13 protein-coding genes and 1 pseudogene are annotated in these 18457 nt (G+C 66.8%); 3 read left to right on the forward strand and 11 right to left on the reverse strand.

Annotated elements, in window-relative coordinates:
• Window positions 1–59: 59 nt before the first annotated feature.
• The 11 genes and pseudogenes from ACLB90_RS07840 to ACLB90_RS07890 form a co-directional block, all read right to left on the reverse strand.
• Complete coding sequence (locus ACLB90_RS07840) at window positions 60–419, reverse strand: hypothetical protein (protein WP_017354579.1); 360 nt, start codon at window positions 417–419, stop codon at window positions 60–62.
• A 50-nt stretch (window positions 420–469) separates the two neighbouring features.
• A pseudogene (locus ACLB90_RS07845) lies at window positions 470–883 on the reverse strand (roadblock/LC7 domain-containing protein); the annotation flags it as partial.
• Window positions 876–1424 carry a GTP-binding protein gene (locus ACLB90_RS07850; protein ID WP_411852394.1) on the reverse strand — a complete coding sequence of 183 codons (549 nt, stop codon included), beginning with the start codon at window positions 1422–1424 and terminating at the stop codon, window positions 876–878. The pseudogene ACLB90_RS07845 and the gene ACLB90_RS07850, both read right to left, overlap by 8 nt.
• A gap of 2 nt (window positions 1425–1426) precedes the next feature.
• Window positions 1427–2377: a hypothetical protein gene (locus tag ACLB90_RS07855; protein ID WP_411852395.1), complete on the reverse strand. Its 951-nt coding sequence runs from the start codon at window positions 2375–2377 to the stop codon at window positions 1427–1429.
• 325 nt (window positions 2378–2702) lie between these two features.
• Window positions 2703–4928 (reverse strand): NADP-dependent isocitrate dehydrogenase, encoded by a 2226-nt coding sequence (locus tag ACLB90_RS07860; protein ID WP_411852396.1) that lies wholly within the window; start codon window positions 4926–4928, stop codon window positions 2703–2705.
• A gap of 476 nt (window positions 4929–5404) precedes the next feature.
• The gene (locus tag ACLB90_RS07865) at window positions 5405–5965 is read right to left on the reverse strand and encodes a hypothetical protein (RefSeq protein ID WP_411852397.1); all 561 of its coding nucleotides are present in this window, start codon (window positions 5963–5965) and stop codon (window positions 5405–5407) included.
• Between the two features lie 891 nt (window positions 5966–6856).
• Window positions 6857–7102, reverse strand: coding sequence for a hypothetical protein (locus ACLB90_RS07870; RefSeq protein WP_411852398.1), 246 nt, complete (start codon window positions 7100–7102; stop codon window positions 6857–6859).
• Window positions 7103–7255: 153 nt separating this feature from the next.
• A complete protein-coding gene (locus ACLB90_RS07875; RefSeq protein WP_411852399.1) occupies window positions 7256–7750 on the reverse strand; it encodes a hypothetical protein in 495 nt (164 codons plus the stop codon).
• Window positions 7751–7787: 37 nt separating this feature from the next.
• Entirely contained in the window at window positions 7788–8081 is a 294-nt protein-coding gene (locus ACLB90_RS07880; protein WP_017354572.1) for a LysM peptidoglycan-binding domain-containing protein, read from the reverse strand.
• 152 nt (window positions 8082–8233) lie between these two features.
• Window positions 8234–9052 carry an NADPH-dependent 7-cyano-7-deazaguanine reductase QueF gene (queF, locus tag ACLB90_RS07885; protein WP_411852400.1) on the reverse strand — a complete coding sequence of 273 codons (819 nt, stop codon included), beginning with the start codon at window positions 9050–9052 and terminating at the stop codon, window positions 8234–8236.
• A gap of 114 nt (window positions 9053–9166) precedes the next feature.
• Window positions 9167–10489 carry a M20 family metallopeptidase gene (locus tag ACLB90_RS07890; RefSeq protein WP_411852401.1) on the reverse strand — a complete coding sequence of 441 codons (1323 nt, stop codon included), beginning with the start codon at window positions 10487–10489 and terminating at the stop codon, window positions 9167–9169.
• Window positions 10490–10717: 228 nt separating this feature from the next.
• Here ACLB90_RS07890 and ACLB90_RS07895 point away from each other — a divergent pair, with 228 nt between their 5' ends.
• The 3 genes from ACLB90_RS07895 (at window position 10718) to ACLB90_RS07905 (ending at window position 18444) form a co-directional block, all read left to right on the forward strand.
• A complete protein-coding gene (locus tag ACLB90_RS07895) occupies window positions 10718–11968 on the forward strand; it encodes an efflux RND transporter periplasmic adaptor subunit (protein WP_411852402.1) in 1251 nt (416 codons plus the stop codon).
• An 88-nt stretch (window positions 11969–12056) separates the two neighbouring features.
• A complete protein-coding gene (locus ACLB90_RS07900; protein ID WP_411852403.1) occupies window positions 12057–15287 on the forward strand; it encodes an efflux RND transporter permease subunit in 3231 nt (1076 codons plus the stop codon).
• A gap of 34 nt (window positions 15288–15321) precedes the next feature.
• A complete protein-coding gene (locus tag ACLB90_RS07905; protein ID WP_411852404.1) occupies window positions 15322–18444 on the forward strand; it encodes an efflux RND transporter permease subunit in 3123 nt (1040 codons plus the stop codon).
• Window positions 18445–18457: the final 13 nt, after the last annotated feature.

Raw genomic sequence — 18457 nt, forward strand, 5'->3', positions numbered from 1 at the left:
CACCGGACGAAAAAGCGCCGCCGGCTGCGCGTACTGCCGCAGCCGGCGGCGGAGGGAACTCAGAGCGCGAGCTGGCTTTCGACGTCCTGCACCTTGCGCCGGGCCAGGGCCAGGTTGGACTTGCCGCGGTCGAGCACGAGGTAGATGAACAACCCCTGCTGCTTCGCGACCGGCCGCAGGATGTGGTACGCGCGGCCCAGCGAGATCAGGATGTCCTCGATGGTGTCGTTGAGGTTGAGCGAGGCGGCGGTCTTCATCTTGGCGCGGATCACTTCGGTATTGCCCGCCGCTGCCACCTCCATGTCCACACCGGTGCCGGCCTCGCCCAGCAGCATGCCGCTTTCGTAATCCACCAGTGCCACCGCCTGCGCGCCATCGATGGTCATCAGCGCGCTCAAGGTTTGATCGAGTCCTGCCATGTTGCACCCCGTTGGTTGTCGAGCCCCATGTGCCCCTGCGGATCGGCTCGTGATCCGCTGAGTTCGGCCACGATGTTGCGGCCACATTCCTTGGCGCGCCAAAGCACCTTGCCGACCACGCAGCGCTGGTCGCACGCGGTCATCAGCAGCAGCGGTGCCGGCTGGCTGGGCAGGGCCAGCATCAATACCTTGCCGCCGCCCGCCTCGAGCATCAGCACTTCCAGTTCCCCCAGCGCCAGCTCGCGGCCCACCGCAGCGGCCAGCGCCAGCATCGCGCTGGTCATGGCGGCCAGCCGTTCGCCGTTGCCGTGGGTGCCGGCGCCGGGGATCACCGCAAAGCCGTCCACACTGGCCAGCACCACGCTGCGCACGCCGTCGATGTCGTCGCAGAACGCCTGCAGGTGGCGGCCGAGCGCCTCGCGCTGGCGGGCATCCAGGGGACGCACGTCGCGGCCGTCAGGCATGTGTGGCCACCAGTTCGCAGGCTTCCATTTCGCTCATCAGCACATCCATCAGACGCAGCCCCTCCTCGCGGTCGCGCGCGTCCACCGGCACCACCGGCAGGATGCGGCCGCCGCGGCTGGCCTGCAGCGCGCAGGTGTCCAGCTCCCAGGCCGGGGCCAGGTCGAGGCGGGTCAGCCCGACCACCGCCGGCACCTGCGCGGCATGCTGCTGCAGCACATCCAGGTAGGCGCCCAGCGCGGTGGCCGCCGCCGGGTCGGTGGCGTCGAGCAGCAGCACCACGCCACTCGCGCCCTGCAGCAGGATCGGCCACAGGAAGTCGAACCGCTGCTGCCCGGGGGTGCCGTACAGACGCAGGCGGTCGCCGTTGGGCAGATCGATGTCGGCATAGTCCATCGCCACCGTGGTGGACGCCTTGTCGGCACCGGCGCGGTCGCTGTTGTGCACATCGGTATCCACCACCGCACCGGCGGCGATGGCGCGCACCAGCGTGGACTTGCCGCTGCCCATCGCACCGAGCACCACGATCTTGTGTTCGCGCACCGTCAGCCTCCCCCACGCTGGCGCACGCTGCGCCACATGCGCGCCAGCAGCGAGCCACCCGCCGTGCCGGGGGCGCGCACGGCGCCACCATCGGCGGACGTCGGCTCCAGCGCGGCATACCCGCACAGATAGGCCGGGTGCACGAATGCGCGTACCGCCTCGGCCGGCATGTCCAGCAGGGTGCTGCACTCGTCCACGCTGCACGCGCGCTTGAGCAGCAGCGAGCACAGCCGGAAACTGTCGTGCTGGTGGCCGAGCACGCGGAAGTCGGGCCAGCGCAGCAGTTTGACCCGCGCATGGCGCTGCAGCCGTGCATCCAGGTCCTGCCAATGCGCCGGGTGCTGGCCCCACTGCCACAGCAGCGGCCGCAGCGGTTGCCGTGGCAGGTCGCCCGCGAGCTGCTGGTAGCGCCTGGCCGCGATGCCGTGCAGGGCAAGCCGGTCGAAGTGGTCCGACAGCCGCTGCGCCACGCTGGCCCCACCGTCGGGGAGCACCATCTGATCCAGTTCGAAATCCAGCAGCAGCCACGGCAGGCCATCCGCCACCAGCACGGCATGCCCCTGCCGGGCCTGCAGATGCTCGCGCAGCGCGCGGGTGATCGCCTTCGCGCCGCGCGCCGCACAGGGTTCGTCGATCGGTGCCGGCGCGGCCGGCATGTGCCGCAGCGCGCGCTCGATCGCCTCGTCGTCCAGCACCGCATGATCGTGGCCCTGACCGTGGCGCAGATGCCCCTGCTGGTCCTCGATCCAGAACTGGATCCGCGGCCGTTCGCGCACCATCCGCAGCGCCGCGTTGCGCAGTGCGGGGGTGTCCTTGATCACCAGCAGGTCGCACTCGTCCAGATCGCGGCAACTGCGCACTGTCTCACCCGGCAACGCGGCCGCCGTGCGCAGCCGCTGCAGCAGGGCGTGCTCCCCCTGGATATCCGATCCCACTACCAGCACCCGGGCCATCGCCTTCCCCTGCGTTCTGAAGGACCACCACTGCTGCGGATACGACCGTGGCTAGGCTATGCCATCGATATCGGACCAATCGTGATGGATCGCACAGATTGAAGGGGGAGATGCGCCCTGCCCAATGCGCGCGACGCAGGCAAGTTTCATGCCGTCTTGACGCGATCCGGCGCACGCACTGGATGAAAACCACCGCCGACGGCCGTCACATTTCCATCGACACGTCGCGGCCTTCGGCATGGCCTTGGAGGGCGTGGCCCCACACGAAAAAACCCGCGCCGAAGCGCGGGTTTTCCGTTGAAGCGGTGTAGATGCCGAGCGCGGCTTACAGCGCGGCCAACGCACCGTTGAAGGTGGCGCTCGGGCGCATCGCCTTGCTGGCCTTGGCCACGTCCGGACGGTAGTAGCCGCCGATGTCGACCGGCTTGCCCTGCACCGCGATCAGCTCATCGACGATGGTCTGCTCGTTGTCGGCCAGTGCCTTGGCCAGCGGGGCGAAGCGGGCCTTCAGCGCGGCATCGTCATCCTGCGCGGCCAGGGCCTGGGCCCAGTACAGCGCGATGTAGAAGTGGCTGCCGCGGTTGTCGATGCCACCGAGCTTGCGCGACGGCGACTTGTCGTTGTCCAGGAACTGGCCGTTGGCCTGGTCCAGGGTCCTGGCCAGCACGGCGGCGCCCGCGTTGTCGTAGCGGTTGCCCAGGTGCTCCAGCGACGCGGCCAGGGCCAGGAACTCGCCGAGCGAATCCCAGCGCAGGTAGTCCTCTTCCACGAACTGCTGCACGTGCTTGGGCGCCGAACCGCCGGCACCGGTCTCGAACAGGCCGCCACCGGCCATCAGCGGCACGATGGAGAGCATCTTGGCGCTGGTGCCCAGCTCCATGATCGGGAACAGGTCGGTCAGGTAGTCGCGCAGCACGTTGCCGGTCACCGAGATGGTGTCCTCACCCTTGCGGATGCGGTCCAGCGAGAACGCGGTGGCCTCCACCGGGGCCAGGATGCGGATGTCCAGGCCGCTGGTGTCGTGGTCCTTGAGGTAGGTCTCGACCTTGGCGATCACCTGCGCATCGTGCGCACGCGCGGCGTCCAGCCAGAACACCGCCGGGGTGCTGCTGAGGCGGGCGCGGTTGACGGCCAGCTTCACCCAGTCCTGGATCGGGGCGTCCTTGGTCTGGCACATGCGCCAGATGTCGCCGGTCTGCACGGCGTGCTCGAAGATCACCGCGCCAGCCTCGTCGGTGACGCGCACGGTGCCGTCGGCCGGGATCTGGAAGGTCTTGTCGTGCGAACCGTATTCCTCGGCCTTCTGCGCCATCAGGCCCACGTTGGGCACCGAGCCCATCGTGGCCGGATCGAACGCGCCGTGGGTGCGGCAGTCGTCGATGACGGCCTGGTACACGCCGGCGTAGCAGCGGTCCGGAATGACAGCCTTGGTGTCCTGCAGCTTGCCGTCGGCGTTCCACATGCCGCCCGAGTCGCGGATCATCGCCGGCATCGAGGCGTCCACGATCACGTCGCTGGGCACGTGCAGGTTGGTGATGCCCTTGTCCGAGTTGACCATCGCCAGGCCCGGGCGCTTGCCGTACTCGGCGGCCAGGTCGGCCTTGATCGCTTCCTGGGTGGCTTCCGGCAGCTGCGGCAGGCGCGCGTACAGGTCGCCGATGCCGTTGTTGGGATCGAAGCCGGCCTGCTTGAGCACGTCGGCGTACTTGGCCAGCACGTCCTTGTAGAACTCCTCGACGACCACGCCGAACATGATCGGGTCGGAGACCTTCATCATGGTCGCCTTCAGGTGCAGGGAGAACAGCACGCCCTTGGCCTTGGCATCGGCGATCTGCGCCTGCACGAAGGCGGCCAGCGCGTTGCGGCTCATCACGGCAGCGTCGACGATCTCACCGGCCTTGACCGCGGTCTTTTCCTTCAGCACCACGGTGGTGCCGTCGGCCTGCTGCAGTTCGATCTTCAGGCTGCCGGCGTTGGGCAGCGTGGCCGACTTCTCGCTGCCGTAGAAATCGCCACCGTCCATGTGCGCCACGTGCGACTTCGACTCCGGCGACCACTTGCCCATGCGGTGCGGGTGCTTGCGCGCGTAGTTCTTGACCGACAGCGGTGCGCGGCGATCCGAGTTGCCCTCGCGCAGCACCGGGTTCACCGCGCTGCCCTTGACCTTGTCGTAGCGCGCCTTGATGTCGCGCGAGACGTCGTCGGTGGGCACGTCCGGGTAGTTCGGCAGCGCGTAGCCCTGGTCCTGCAGTTCCTTGATGGCGGCTTTCAGCTGCGGCACCGAGGCGCTGATGTTGGGCAGTTTGATGATGTTGGCATCCGGGGTGGTCGCCAGCTGGCCCAGTTCGGCCAGGTGGTCGGCTTCCTTCTGCTCGTCCTTCAGGTAATCCGGGAACAGCGCCAGGATGCGGCCGGACAGCGAGATGTCGCGGGTTTCGACCGCGATGCCGGCGGTGGCGGTGTACGCCTCGACGATCGGCAGCAGCGACTGGGTAGCCAGGAACGGAGCTTCATCGGTGAGCGTGTAGAGAATCTTGGGCGTGTTCGACATGGGGGACTGATGCTCTCTTGCAGATCTGAGGAGTGATGGCCGTCGGCAATGCGGGGCCGCGTGCAACCGTGTCGCGTGCGGGCCGCGCCGGGCGGGGTCCGCACTTTTCCCGTGGATCGCGCCGCGTGGCGCGCGCTGCGGGAAACCTCCGCATTGTCGCGTTTTCAGCCCCCCGGAGCAAAGCGGCGCCATACGCAAACGTACTGAATCGTGGCTACCCGCCTGTGGGTTGATCGGTAACGTCTGAAACTCAGCCAGGCCTGCCGGCCCCTGCGCCCGTCAGGACAGCGCGGATGGACGAGTGCTTTCGTGCGACGACGTGGCGACGTCCCCGTCCTGCCGCTCCCCCCTTAGCAGGTCAGGACAAGCATCGACTGCGCTCTGGCCCCCTTGGAAGAGACCGCTACGCATCGCGGGACCGCCAGACCAGAATGGACACGACAGGGGCATGCCACGGACAGTCCACGGAGAGGCAGTCACTCTGCAAGCGGCTTCTCTACGACCTCATCTGCGACCCAGGCGGAGAGTGCTTGCCCCCACGCGCTGCGCCTCGGGCAAACAAGCCGCTGGGCGGTGCGGCTACGTTTGAAACTGCATATGCGGAATCCACCAAGCACCGCCGCAAGCGCAGCCTGCTCCGCTGCATTGGTCGTTTGCCCAGTCAGATGCAAGGACATCGCGTCGGACACCGACGATGACACATGCAGATCGTAGCGGACGCCACCTGCCTCGCGCACTTTGAAAGCGTGAAGAAGATGACCGGGCATGCCCAGCGTCACATCGGGAACGCCTGCCGGCGGCCGACTGGGCGCATCGCCCTCGTACACCATCACCACCTCTCTCCCGTCGCTGTGCACCCTGTGGAGCCCAAAATCCGCCGGGGCCTCATAGGTCACCGACATCCCGTGGGGAATCCGCAGACAGGAACCATGAAGAAAGTGGTCGCAACTGTAAGACCAGAGATTTGACTCCTGGGCCAACGACGGCAATGGAATGAGGGCAGCGGCAAAGCAGAAGTAGCGGCGCAAATCCTTCATGTCTATCTCTCCCGTCGCTGAATGTTTGAACTGGCGTCAATCATTCCGTTGATCAAGAAGTCGTCAACAATGCCTGGCACTCTATTCATTATGCCGTTTCCCTTGGTCGGATCTGGTCGTCCTGTCCTTTTGTCGTAGAGATCATTCACGCCGCCGAGATGTCCTACTTCATGAGGAACTACACCCCGAGTGAATCGATCAAAGACGTTGATCTCACTTCGTTTCCCTCATCCATACATCAGTCGAGAGACTGACATACCCAAGGCTTCCCGATTTGAATGCCCCCCTATTCCTCGCTTGGCTCCCGCAGCAGATCGCCTCGTTCGAGATCGGGCGCAGCCGCGTTCCGGTGTCGCTATTGGCGTCGCTGGCGACCGGGCTGGCAGTGACGGTCGAGGAACTGATCGGCGCGCCTGGTCGGCGGCCAGCCGGGAAGCGCGGGCCGACACCGATTCATGGGCGGTTAGCAAGTGATGAGCCTATTCGGTCAGCTCAGTGAGCGACTCTCTGCAACTACAGCACGGCACTATGGAGGCGACGGCATCCCCACTTCTGTACTGAAACCGAACTTCATACAGGCGATCGGGGTCCGAGTCATGCTCTACCTGAAACCGGAAATTCCTCAACGCCGCTTGCATAGCTACGTGCAATCCGTGGTTTCTGCTGCCTTCCTTCGCATTGAGATTATATGGGGCACCATCTTTATCAACCTGGAACTCCCAGACAAAACACCCAGAAGCAGGCCAATCTCCCGCAGGGCCCCTTTGAGCTCTTACCGGATCACTATGAGATATTTCATAGTTGCCGCTCTGACTCATCATCGCTGCAACCAAGAAGAGAAAAATTGATCCATTCATGTCTAAGGCTCAACGATTATTGGGCTTGGAACTTTCATCCCAGATTCGCCAAAAACCCGGCTACATCGAGACTGTAGCTCACAAAGTTACCGCCTTGATCCGGAGAAAATCCTCCCGAGCAGGTTGGATCAAATGGCGCATCTGGAAGAATTTGCACCATGTTGATTTTTTTGACCAGACCCAACGGAATGCCGGCCGATTGCACCACCCACTCGCGTACCAAGCAACCTTCGAAGTTCCGATCGGGTTTGACGTGGGAAGCTTGTTCTTTGCCCACCATCATGACTCGAAGTGGACGAATGAGTGAAGACCTTATCGACGCGCCTTGCGTCCAGACTTCTTGCAGATGAGGCTAGCCGGCGGACATAAAAAAGACGCAGCCTCGCGGCTGCGTCCATCGTGAGCCTGTTGCCGGGAGAGAGTCGGCGTGGGCTTACTTGACCTCGAACTCCTGCGGCGTTCCAGCCGCCTTACCATCTACCGTGACTTCCGCGCGGTACTTGCCCGCCGGCCAGCCATTGGCATTCGTGAACTTCAGGTTGGAGGTTTCAGCACCGGTGGTGTTGAGCGTATGGGTCTGCTCGCCGGCCACCTGGCCGTCCTGGTAGGTCAGCTTGGCCGCCACATTGACGTTGTTGGCCGTGCCGTCGGTGCGCACCGACACCAGGATTTCATCCTTCGGCGCAAACAGCGCCGCCGGGGCAACGGTCTTGTCGGCCGCGGCGGTCTTGCCCACCGTGACGCTGGAGACATTCACTGCCGCCGCAGCGGCCATCGGCTCGGGTGCCGGTGCCGGGGTCGGCGCAGGCGTCATCGCGGCCGGCTGGGCATTGTTGTCGGCGGTGTCTTCTTTCTTCTTGCAGCCAGCCAGGGCCACAGTGGCCAGGAGACCGGCGAGTACAGCGGTACTGATGGACGACTTCTTCATGGAATTCCTCCCTTGGAATGGGTAGTGACGGAGCGACTCAGCCTTTGGGCGGCAACTTCAGGACCTGTCCCGGGAAAATCTTGTCCGGGTCGTCCAACACGTCGCGATTGGCGTCGAAAATCTTCTTCCAGGCGTTGGCATCGCCCAGTTCCTGCTTGGCGATCTTCGACAGCGAGTCGCCCTTCTGCACGGTGTAGCTGCCACCCACCACCTCGGCGGTGGTATCGATCGACGTGGATACGCCGGAGAAGTCGGCTTTCTCGACCTTCTCGGCAGTGGTGTCGATGCTGGTTTTGACACCGGAGAAATCGGCTTTCTTATCGGTACTCATCCACACACTCCCGTCTTCATTGACGACATGGGAGGCACGGTGTCACAGCCCTTGTTAATGGCGCATGGCGTGGATGTGAAGACGGGCCCCAGGACCGAAGAGTGCCGACCAGCGGTCGGCACCCGGCGGGCGGGCGGCCCCGGCGCAGCTGCTTACTGGCGCAGGTCGCGCACGGTGCGCGCAGGCTGCGCGATGCCCGGGCTGGCGCGCCACGGGTTGATGTCCAGACCGCCGCGGCGCGTATAGCGGGCCTCCACCTCCAGCCATTCGGGGCGGCAGCGCTGGCTGATCTCGCTGAAGATCCGCTCCACACACTGCTCATGGAACTCGGCGTGTTCGCGGTAGCTCACCAGGTAGCGGAGCAGACCGTCGCGGTCGATCTTCGGGCCGTGGTAACGGATGCTCACGCTGGCCCAGTCCGGCTGGCCGGTGACCGGGCAGTTGGATTTGAGCAGGGCCGAGCCCAGGGTTTCAGTGACCACCTCGTCCGCATTGGCGGACAGGTATTCCGGGGCCGGCGGACCATAGCGGTCGATCGCGACATCGCGTTCGTCCAGCGATTCGCCCTCGCCCTCCTCCACCAGCGGCGGCACGCCGAACTGCACGGTCACCACCGCGCCGGCACAGGCCGACAGATCGGTGACCATGCGCAGGCGCGCGGCCTCGTCGTCGTCGAAGCGGGTGCTGTTGAGGGAGTTGAGGTACAGCTTGAACGACTTGGATTCGATCAGGTTCGGCGAGGTGCAGGGCACGCGGATGGTGGCCACCGCGATCCGCGGCTTGCCGCGCCGGTCCAGCCAGCTCAGCTCATAGGCCTGCCACCGGTCATGGCCGACGAACGGCAGTGCCGCCTCGTCCAGGCCGATCTCCTCGCGCGCGCCACGGCGCGGGATGGGGAACAGCAGCGCGGGATCGTACTGCGACGGGTAAGCAACCTCGCGACCGAGGCTGGAGTCCTGGGGGGTATTCATCCGGCCATTTTACGCCGGTGGGGGACGCCCGTCCCCCGTTCCAGGGGGACGCCGGGTGGAGGCGGGACCGACGGGCGCCAAGGATGGCGCCCACCGGCCCGCTGGGGTCCGGCCTCAGCCCGCCGGGGCCTTCGCCCCGTTGAGGTAGTCCAGGCTGACCTGCAGCAGCGCGCGCAGGCCCACGTCCAGTGCCTTCTCGTCGAGCAGGAACTTCGGCGAGTGGTTGGCCGGCGCGGTGGCCGGGTCGATCCCCTCGCTGGTGGCGCCAACGAAGAAGAACAGGCCCGGCACCTCCTTGGCGTACAGCGAGAAGTCCTCCGCCCCCATCTGCAGCGGCGGCTCGTAGACGTTGGCCTCGCCGACCACCGCCTGCAGGCTGGGCAGCATGCGCGCGGTCAGTGCCGGGTCATTGACCGTGGCCGGGTTGCCTTCCGATTCGTAGATTTCGGTCTGCGCCTTGGCCCCGTGCGCGGCGGCGGTGTGCTCGGCCACGTTGCGCAGGTCGGCGAAGATCTGCTGGCGCATGCCTTCATCGAAGGTGCGGATGGTGCCCACCATCTCCACCTCGTCGGGAATGATGTTGTAGCGGATGCCGCCCTTGATCGCGCCGAAGGTCAGTACCGCCGGCTGCTTGGACAGGTTGGCGCGCCGGCTGACGATGGTCTGCGCGGTGCCCACCAGATCGGCCGTGGCCACGATCGGATCGACCCCGTTCCACGGCGCCGAACCGTGCGTCTGGCGCCCGATCACCTTGATCCCGAAGCGGTCGGAGGCGGCCATCAGCGGGCCGCCGCGAACGGCGATCTGGCCGGCGGGCACGCTGGAGAACACATGCAGCCCGAACACCGCCTCCGGCTTGAAGTCGGCGAACAGGCCTTCCTTGAGCATCAGCGAGGCACCGCCCTCTTCCGGCGGCGGCGCGCCTTCCTCGGACGGCTGGAAGATCAGCATCACTTCGCCGGGCAGGTTCTCGCGCATCTTCACCAGGGCATCGGCCACGCCAAGCAGCGTGGCGGTATGGGCATCGTGACCGCAGGCATGCATCACCCCCACCGTCTCGCCGCGGTAGGTGCTGGTGGCCTTGGAGGCGAACGGCAGGCCGGTCTGCTCGGTCACCGGGAGCGCGTCCATGTCCGCGCGCAGCGCGATCCGCGGCCCCGGCTTGCCGCCCTTGATGATCGCCACCACGCCGTGGTGCGCGATGCCGGTCTTCGGCTTCAGGCCCATCGCGCGCAACCGCTCGGCCACCTTGGCGGCGGTGCGCTCCTCGCGGTTGGACAGCTCCGGGTGCTGGTGGAAATCGCGCCGCCAGTCGATCACCGTGGCTTTCAGGCGGGCCGCCGCGGCGGTCACTTCCGGGCGTTCGGCGGGCGTGGCGGCGGCCAGCGCGGGGCAGGCCAGCAGCAGGGCGGACAACAGCAGCGACAGACGGGGCATTGCAGGTCTCCACGAGGGGCAAGGGACGGACGAACCTGAATGTAGGCCATCAGCGGGCCCGGCGCTGTAACTTTCTGCCCCCGCAGACGTTGATTCGAGGAACCCGGTCGGTCACGTCGGGTCTGATCGCCCGTCCCATCCGTCATGCATGAAAGCGCGCAGGCGACGGGTATGCTTTGCGCCTAGCCAACCGGGCCCCCCGCCCTCCGCCAGCCTCAGGAGTTTTGAATGTCGCGTTTCTGGAAGATCGTGCTGCTGGTGGTCGCAGTGCTGGTGGTGGCCTTCATCGGCATGCGCATGCTCGGCGGTGGCAAGCCCAAGGGCGAGGCGGGCAAGCCTGCCGCCGCAGCCGGACGGGGCGGTGGGGAAGCGCGCAACGCCGGGCCGGTGCCGGTGACGGTGGTCGATGCGGCCCGCCAGGACGTGCCGGTCTATGCCAGCGCGCTGGGCACCGTGGCGGCGATGAACACCGTGACCGTCAGCCCGCAGGTCGGCGGCCAGCTGATCAGCCTGAACTTCAAGGAAGGCCAGGAAGTGAAGCAGGGCGACCTGCTCGCACAGATCGACCCGCGCACCCTGCAGGCCAGCTACGACGAGGCCGCCGCGGCCAAGCGCCAGAACCAGGCCCAGTTGGCCACCGCGCGCTCCAATTTCCAGCGGTCCAACTCGCCCGAGTACCGCCAGTACGTGGCCAAAACCGACCTGGACACCCAGCGCAACCAGGTGGCGCAGTATGAAAGTGCCGTGGCCGCCAACGAAGCCAGCATGCGCGCGGCCCAGGTGCAGCTGCAGTACACCCGCGTCACCGCGCCCATTTCCGGCATCGCCGGCATCCGCGCGGTGGACGCCGGCAACGTGGTCAGCGCCGGCACCGCGCTGGTGACCCTGACCCAGATCCACCCGATCCACGTGGTGTTCAACCTGCCCGAGCGCCAGCTGCCCGACGTGCGCCAGGCCCAGCAGGCCGGCCCGGTGACGATCGCCGCGCTGGACCGCAACGACGCCCACGTGCTCACCGACGGCGGCAAGCTGGACGTGGTCGACAACCAGATCAGCAGCGACAGCGGCACCTTCCGTGCCCGCGCCGTGTTCGACAACGCCGACAACCTGCTGTGGCCCGGCCAGTTCGTCAACGTGCGGATGCAGCTGCGCACGATTGCCGGTGGCGTGGTGATCCCGACCCAGGCGGTGATGCGCGGCCCGGACGGCGAGTACGTCTATATCGTCAAGCCGGACAACACCGTGGCCATGCAGACGGTCAAGAGCGGCGTGGAGGTCGGCGACAGCAACGTGCAGATCACCGACGGTCTCAAGGGTGGCGAGCGCGTGGTCAGCGAAGGCCAGTTCCGCCTCAAGCCGGGCAGCAAGGTCACCGCGCTCAAGCCGGGCGAGACCCCGGCCCCGCCGACCGACGCCGAACTCAAGGCTGCCGCCCAGCAGCAGGGCGGCGGTGGCCGCCGCGGTGGCGGCCCGCGCTGATCGCGGCCGTCTCCCGTTCCTGACGCCGGCCGGTTGGCCGGCGTTCGCCCGCTTCAACGCCGCATGACGTAACAGCAAGGATCCGCCCGTGGGCTTTTCGACGATCTTCATCCGCCGCCCGATCGCCACCTCGCTGCTGATGGCGGGCCTGCTGCTGCTCGGCATCCTCGGCTACCGTCAGTTGCCGGTCTCGGCGCTGCCGGAGATCGATGCGCCCAGCCTGGTGGTGACCACCCAGTATCCGGGGGCCAATGCGACCACGATGGCCGCGCTGGTCACCACCCCGCTGGAGCGCCAGTTCGGGCAGATTTCCGGGTTGGAGATCATGACCTCCGACTCGTCGGCCGGTCTGTCCACGATCATCCTGCAGTTCTCGATGGACCGCGACATCGACATCGCCGCACAGGACGTGCAGGCTGCGATCCGCCAGGCCACCCTGCCCTCCTCGCTGCCCTACCAGCCGGTCTACAACCGGGTGAACCCGGCCGACGCGGCGATCGTCACCCTCAAGCTCACCTCCGATACGCGCCCGCTGCGCGAGGTCAACAACTACGCCGACTCGATCCTGGCCCAGCGCCTGTCGCAGGTGCAGGGCGTGGGCCTGGTCTCCATCGCCGGCAACGTGCGGCCGGCCGTGCGCATCCAGGTCAACCCGGCGCAGCTGTCCAACATGGGCCTGACCCTGGAAGAGCTGCGCAGCGCCCTGACCCAGGCCAACGTCAATGCACCCAAGGGCTCGCTCAACGGCAAGACCCAGTCCTACTCGATCGGCACCAACGACCAGCTGACCAGCGCCGCCGAGTACCGCGAGACCATCATCAGCTACAAGAACGGTCGCCCGGTCCGCCTCTCGGACGTGGCCAACGTGGTCGACGGGGTGGAGAACGACCAGCTCGCCGCCTGGGCCGATGGCAAGCCGGCGGTACTGCTGGAAGTGCGCCGCCAGCCGGGCGCCAACATCGTGCAGACCGTCGAGCGCATCCGCACGCTGCTGCCGCAGCTGCAGAACGTGCTGCCGGCCGACGTGCACCTGGAGATCTTCTCCGACCGTACCGAGACCATCCGCGCCTCGGTGCACGAAGTGCAGTTCACCCTGATCCTGACCATCGGCCTGGTGGTGGCGGTGATCTTCGTGTTCCTGCGCCGCCTGTGGGCGACCATCATTCCCTCGGTCGCGGTGCCGCTGTCGCTGGCCGGCACCTTCGGGGTGATGGCCTTCGCCGGGATGTCGCTGGACAACCTGTCGCTGATGGCGCTGGTGGTGGCCACCGGCTTCGTGGTCGACGATGCGATCGTGATGATCGAGAACATCGTGCGCTACATCGAACAGGGCAAGAGCGGCCCCGAAGCGGCCGAGATCGGCGCGCGCCAGATCGGCTTCACGGTGCTGTCGCTGACCATCTCGCTGGTGGCGGTGTTCCTGCCCCTGCTGCTGATGCCCGGCGTCACCGGCCGCCTGTTCCATGAGTTCGCCTGGGTGCTGAGCATCGCGGTGGTGCTGTCGATGCTGATCTCGCTGACGCTCACCCCGATGATGTGCGCCTACCTGCTCAAGCCCGACGCCCTGCCCGAAGGCGAGGATGCGCACGAGCGCGCCGCTGCGGCCGGCAAGGAAAACCTGTGGACGCGTACCGTAGGGGCCTACGAGCGCAGCCTGGACTGGGTGCTGGACCACCAGCGCATGACCCTGGCCGTGGCCGCCGGCGCCCTGGTGCTGACCGTGGTGCTGTACATCGTGATCCCCAAGGGCCTGCTGCCCGAACAGGACACCGGCCTGATCACCGGCGTGGTCCAGGCCGACCAGAACATCGCCTTCCCGCAGATGGAACAGCGCACCAAGGCGGTAGCCGAAGCGCTGCGCAAGGACCCGGCGGTGACCGGCGTGTCGGCCTTCATCGGCGCCGGCAGCATGAACCCCACCCTCAACCAGGGCCAGCTGTCGATCGTGCTCAAGGCCCGCGGCGACCGCGATGGGCTCGATGAGATCCTGCCGCGCCTGCAGGACGCCGTGGCCGGCATTCCCGGCGTGGCGTTGTACCTCAAGCCGGTACAGGACGTGACCCTGGATACCCGCGTGGCGGCTACCGAGTACCAGTATTCGCTGTCGGACGTGGACAGCGCGCAGGTCGCGCTGCAGGCCACGCGCCTGACCGAAGCGCTGCGCCAGCGCCCCGAACTGGCCGACGTGGACAACAACCTGTCCAACCAGGGCCGCGCGCTGGAACTGACCATCGACCGTGACAAGGCCAGTGTGCTCGGCGTGCCGATGCAGACCATCGACGACACCCTGTACGACGCCTTCGGCCAGCGCCAGATCTCCACCATCTTCACCGAGCTCAACCAGTACCGGGTCGTGCTGGAAGTGGCGCCGGAGTTCCGCACCAGCACCGCACTGATGAACCAGCTGGCGGTGGCCTCCAACGGCGCCGGCGCGTTGACCGGCAGCAATGCCACCAACTTCGGCCAGGTCACTTCGTCCAACTCCTCTACCGCCACCGGCATCGGCGCGCAGAACACCGGCATTCCGGTGGGTGCCGGCAACATCATCCCGCTCGCCGCACTCGCCGAAGGCAGGATCACCAGCACCCCGCTGGTGGTCAGCCACCAGCAGCAGCTGCCGGCGGTGACCGTCTCGTTCAACATCGCCCCGGGCTATTCGCTGTCCGATGCGGTCAAGGCGATCGAAGAGACCAAGGACAGCCTGGACATGCCCTCGCAGGTGCATGCGCAGTTCATCGGCAAGGCCGCCGAGTTCACCGGCAGCCAGACCGACGTGATCTGGCTGCTGCTGGCCTCGCTGGTGCTGATCTACATCGTGCTGGGCGTGCTGTATGAAAGCTACATCCACCCCATCACCATCATCTCGACCCTGCCGCCGGCCGGCGTCGGCGCGCTGCTGGCGCTGATGGTGTGCGGCCTGAGCCTGTCGGTGGACGGCATCGTCGGCATCGTGCTGCTGATCGGCATCGTCAAGAAGAACGGCATCATGATGGTGGACTTCGCCATCGAGGCGCGCCGTGCCGGGGCCAATGCCCACGATGCGATCCGCCGCGCCTGCCTGCTGCGCTTCCGCCCGATCATGATGACCACCGCGGCGGCCATGCTCGGCGCGCTGCCGCTGGCGCTGGGCACCGGCATCGGCTCGGAACTGCGCCGCCCGCTGGGCATCGCCATCGTCGGTGGCCTGCTGCTGTCCCAGCTGGTCACGCTGTACACCACGCCGGTGATCTACCTGTACATGGAACGCTTCTCCGAATGGCTGCGCGAGCGCCGCGAACAGCGCGCGCTGCGCCACGCCAGCGCCCAGGACCGCGCATGATCCGCCTGCCGTCCGGCGCTCTGAAGGGGCGCGCATGAACATCTCCGGGCCGTTCATCCGCCGCCCGATCGGCACCGCGCTGCTGGCCATCGGCCTGTTCGTGGTCGGGCTGTTCTGCTACCTGAAACTGGGCGTGTCGGCGCTGCCGAACATCCAGATTCCGGTGATCTTCGTGCACGCCAGCCAGTCCGGCGCGGACGCGACCACGATGGCGTCCACGGTCACCGCGCCGCTGGAACGCCACCTCGGCCAGCTGCCCGGCGTGGACCAGATGCGCTCGTCCAGCTCGGAAGGCAGCTCGCTGGTCTTCATGATCTTCCAGAGCGGCGTCGATATCGATTCGGCCGCGCTGGACGTGCAGACCGCGATCAACTCGGCACAGTCCGACCTGCCCTCCGGGTTGGGTTCGCCGATGTTCCAGAAGGCCAATCCGAACGACGATCCGGTGATCGCCATCGCGCTGACCTCGCAGACCCAGTCGGCCGACGAGCTGTACAACGTCGCCGATACGCTGCTGGCCCAGCGCCTGCGCCAGATCAGCGGGGTGTCGTCGGTGGACATCGCCGGTGCCTCCACCCCGGCCGTGCGGGTGGACGTCAACCTGCGCCTGCTCAACGCGCTCAACCTGACCCCGGACGACCTGCGCAACGCGGTGCGCGCGGCCAACGTGACCTCGCCGACCGGCTTCCTCACCGACGGCAACACCACCACCGCGATCATCGCCAACGACTCTGTGGCGCGTGCCGCCGACTTCGCCAACCTGGTCATCAAGACCCAGGACGATGGCCGCGTGATCCGCCTCAAGGACGTGGCCAACGTCTACGACGGCCAGCAGGATGCCTACCAGGCGGCGTGGTTCGACCACAAGCCGGCGGTGGTGATGTACGTGTTCACCCGCGCCGGCGCCAACATCGTGGAGACGGTGGACCGGGTCAAGGCGCAGATGCCGATGCTGCGCGACTACCTGCAGCCGGGCACCACGATGACCCCGTACTTCGACCGGACGCCGACCATCCGCTCGTCGCTGCATGAGGTGCAGATCACCCTGCTGATCAGCCTGGCGATGGTGATCCTGACGATGGCGCTGTTCCTGCGCCGGCTGGCACCGACCCTGATCGCCGCAGTGACCGTGCCGCTGTCGCTGGCCGGTGCGGCGCTGGTGATGTACGTGTTCGGCTTCACCCTGAACAACCTCAGCCTGCTGGCGCTGGTGATCGCGATCGGCTTCGTGGTCGATGATGCGATCGTGGTGATCGAGAACGTCATGCGCCACCTCGACGAGGGCATGCCACGCATGCAGGCGGCGCTGACCGGCGCACACGAAATCGGCTTCACCATCGTCTCGATCACCGCCTCGCTGGTCGCGGTGTTCATCCCGCTGCTGTTTGCCAGCGGCATGGTGGGGGCGTTCTTCCGCGAGTTCACCATCACCCTGGTGGCGGCGATCGTGGTGTCGATGATCGTCTCGCTGACCCTCACCCCGGCGTTGTGCAGCCGCTTCCTGAGCGCGCACAGCGAGCCGGAGAAGCCGTCGCGGATCGGCCGCTTCCTGGATGGCATGCATGACCGCATGCTGCGCCTCTACACCGTGTGCCTGGACTTCTCGCTGCGGCACGCGCTGCTGCTGTCGCTGACCCCGATCCTGCTGATCGTGGCCACGGTGATGCTCGGCGGCGCGGTCAAGAAGGGCTCGTTCCCGGCGCAGGACACCGGCCTGATCTGGGGCCGCGCCAACTCCAGCGCCACCGTCTCCTTCGAGGACATGGTCAACCGCCAGCGCCGCATCACCGACATGCTCATGGCCGACCCGGCGGTGAAGACCGTGGGCGTGCGCCTGGGCAGTGGCCGACAGGGGTCGAGCGCGCAGTTCAACATCGAACTGAAGACGCGCAAGGAAGGCCGCAAGGAAACCACGGCCGTGGCGCTGGCGCGGTTGAGCGCCAAGGCCGACCGCTATCCGGACCTGCAGCTGCGCCTGCGCGCGATCCAGGATCTGCCCAGCGATGGCGGTGGCGGCAACAGCCAGGGCGCGCAGTACCGGGTGTCCCTTCAGGGCAACGACCTGGCCCAGCTGCAGGAATGGCTGCCCAAGGTGCAGGCCGCGCTGAAGAAGAACCCCAAGCTGCGCGACGTCGGCACCGATGTGGATACCGCGGGCCTGCGCCAGAACATCCAGATCGACCGCGCCAAGGCGGCGCGGCTGGGCGTATCGGTGGGCGCGATCGACGGCGCGCTGTACGGCGCATTCGGCCAACGCCAGATCTCGACCATCTACTCGGACATCAACCAGTACAGCGTGGTGGTCAACGCCCTGCCCGAACAGACCGCCACCCCGCGCGCCCTGGACGAGATCCATGTGCGCGCCGGCAATGGCGAGATGATTCCGCTGACCGCCGTGGCGCATCAGGTACCGGGTTTGGCGCCGCCGCAGATCACCCACGAGAACCAGTACACCACGATGGACCTGAGCTACAACCTCGCACCGGGCGTCAGCACCGGCGAGGGCGAGGCCATCGTCAAGGCGACCGTGGACGGGCTGCGACTGCCGGGCGACATCCGCATCAGCGACGGCGGCGGCTTCAACGTGCAGCTCAATCCGAACTCGATGCTGATCCTGGTGCTGGCCGCGATCATCACCGTGTACCTGGTGCTGGGCATGCTGTACGAAAGCCTGGTGCACCCGGTGACGATCCTGTCCACCCTGCCGGCGGCGGGCGTGGGCGCGCTGCTGGCGCTGTTCGTGACCAACACCGAGCTGTCGGTGATCTCGATGATCGCGCTGGTGCTGTTGATCGGCATCGTCAAAAAGAACGCGATCATGATGATCGACTTCGCCGTGGTGGCCCAGCGCGAACGCGGCATGACCCCGCGCGATGCGGTGCGCGAGGCCAGCATCGTGCGCTTCCGGCCGATCATGATGACCACGATGGTGGCCATCCTGGCCGCCGTGCCGCTGGCGATCGGGCTGGGTGAAGGCTCCGAACTGCGACGCCCGCTGGGCATCGCGATGATCGGCGGCCTGCTGTTCTCGCAGAGCCTGACCCTGCTCAGCACCCCGGCGCTGTACGTGATCTTCTCGTGCCTGCGCGAGCGCTGGGTCGCGCGCCGCGAACGCCGCCGCGAGAAGAAGCTGCTCAAGCGCGCCAGGCCCGCCTGACGTACTGCCGGCC

The organism is Stenotrophomonas sp. LGBM10, assembly GCF_046736075.1.
Classification (GTDB): Bacteria; Pseudomonadota; Gammaproteobacteria; order Xanthomonadales; family Xanthomonadaceae; genus Stenotrophomonas.

Excerpts from the sequence above, each read along its gene's own strand:
- ACLB90_RS07840 (WP_017354579.1), bottom strand. The coding sequence starts at position 419 with ATGGCAGGACTCGATCAAACCTTGAGCGCGCTGATGACCATCGATGGC.
- ACLB90_RS07855 (WP_411852395.1), bottom strand. The coding sequence starts at position 2,377 with ATGGCCCGGGTGCTGGTAGTGGGATCGGATATCCAGGGGGAGCACGCC.
- ACLB90_RS07860 (WP_411852396.1), bottom strand. The coding sequence starts at position 4,928 with ATGTCGAACACGCCCAAGATTCTCTACACGCTCACCGATGAAGCTCCG.
- ACLB90_RS07865 (WP_411852397.1), bottom strand. The coding sequence starts at position 5,965 with ATGAAGGATTTGCGCCGCTACTTCTGCTTTGCCGCTGCCCTCATTCCA.
- ACLB90_RS07870 (WP_411852398.1), bottom strand. The coding sequence starts at position 7,102 with ATGGTGGGCAAAGAACAAGCTTCCCACGTCAAACCCGATCGGAACTTC.
- ACLB90_RS07875 (WP_411852399.1), bottom strand. The coding sequence starts at position 7,750 with ATGAAGAAGTCGTCCATCAGTACCGCTGTACTCGCCGGTCTCCTGGCC.
- ACLB90_RS07880 (WP_017354572.1), bottom strand. The coding sequence starts at position 8,081 with ATGAGTACCGATAAGAAAGCCGATTTCTCCGGTGTCAAAACCAGCATC.
- queF (WP_411852400.1), bottom strand. The coding sequence starts at position 9,052 with ATGAATACCCCCCAGGACTCCAGCCTCGGTCGCGAGGTTGCTTACCCG.
- ACLB90_RS07890 (WP_411852401.1), bottom strand. The coding sequence starts at position 10,489 with ATGCCCCGTCTGTCGCTGCTGTTGTCCGCCCTGCTGCTGGCCTGCCCC.
- ACLB90_RS07895 (WP_411852402.1), top strand. The coding sequence starts at position 10,718 with ATGTCGCGTTTCTGGAAGATCGTGCTGCTGGTGGTCGCAGTGCTGGTG.
- ACLB90_RS07905 (WP_411852404.1), top strand. The coding sequence starts at position 15,322 with ATGAACATCTCCGGGCCGTTCATCCGCCGCCCGATCGGCACCGCGCTG.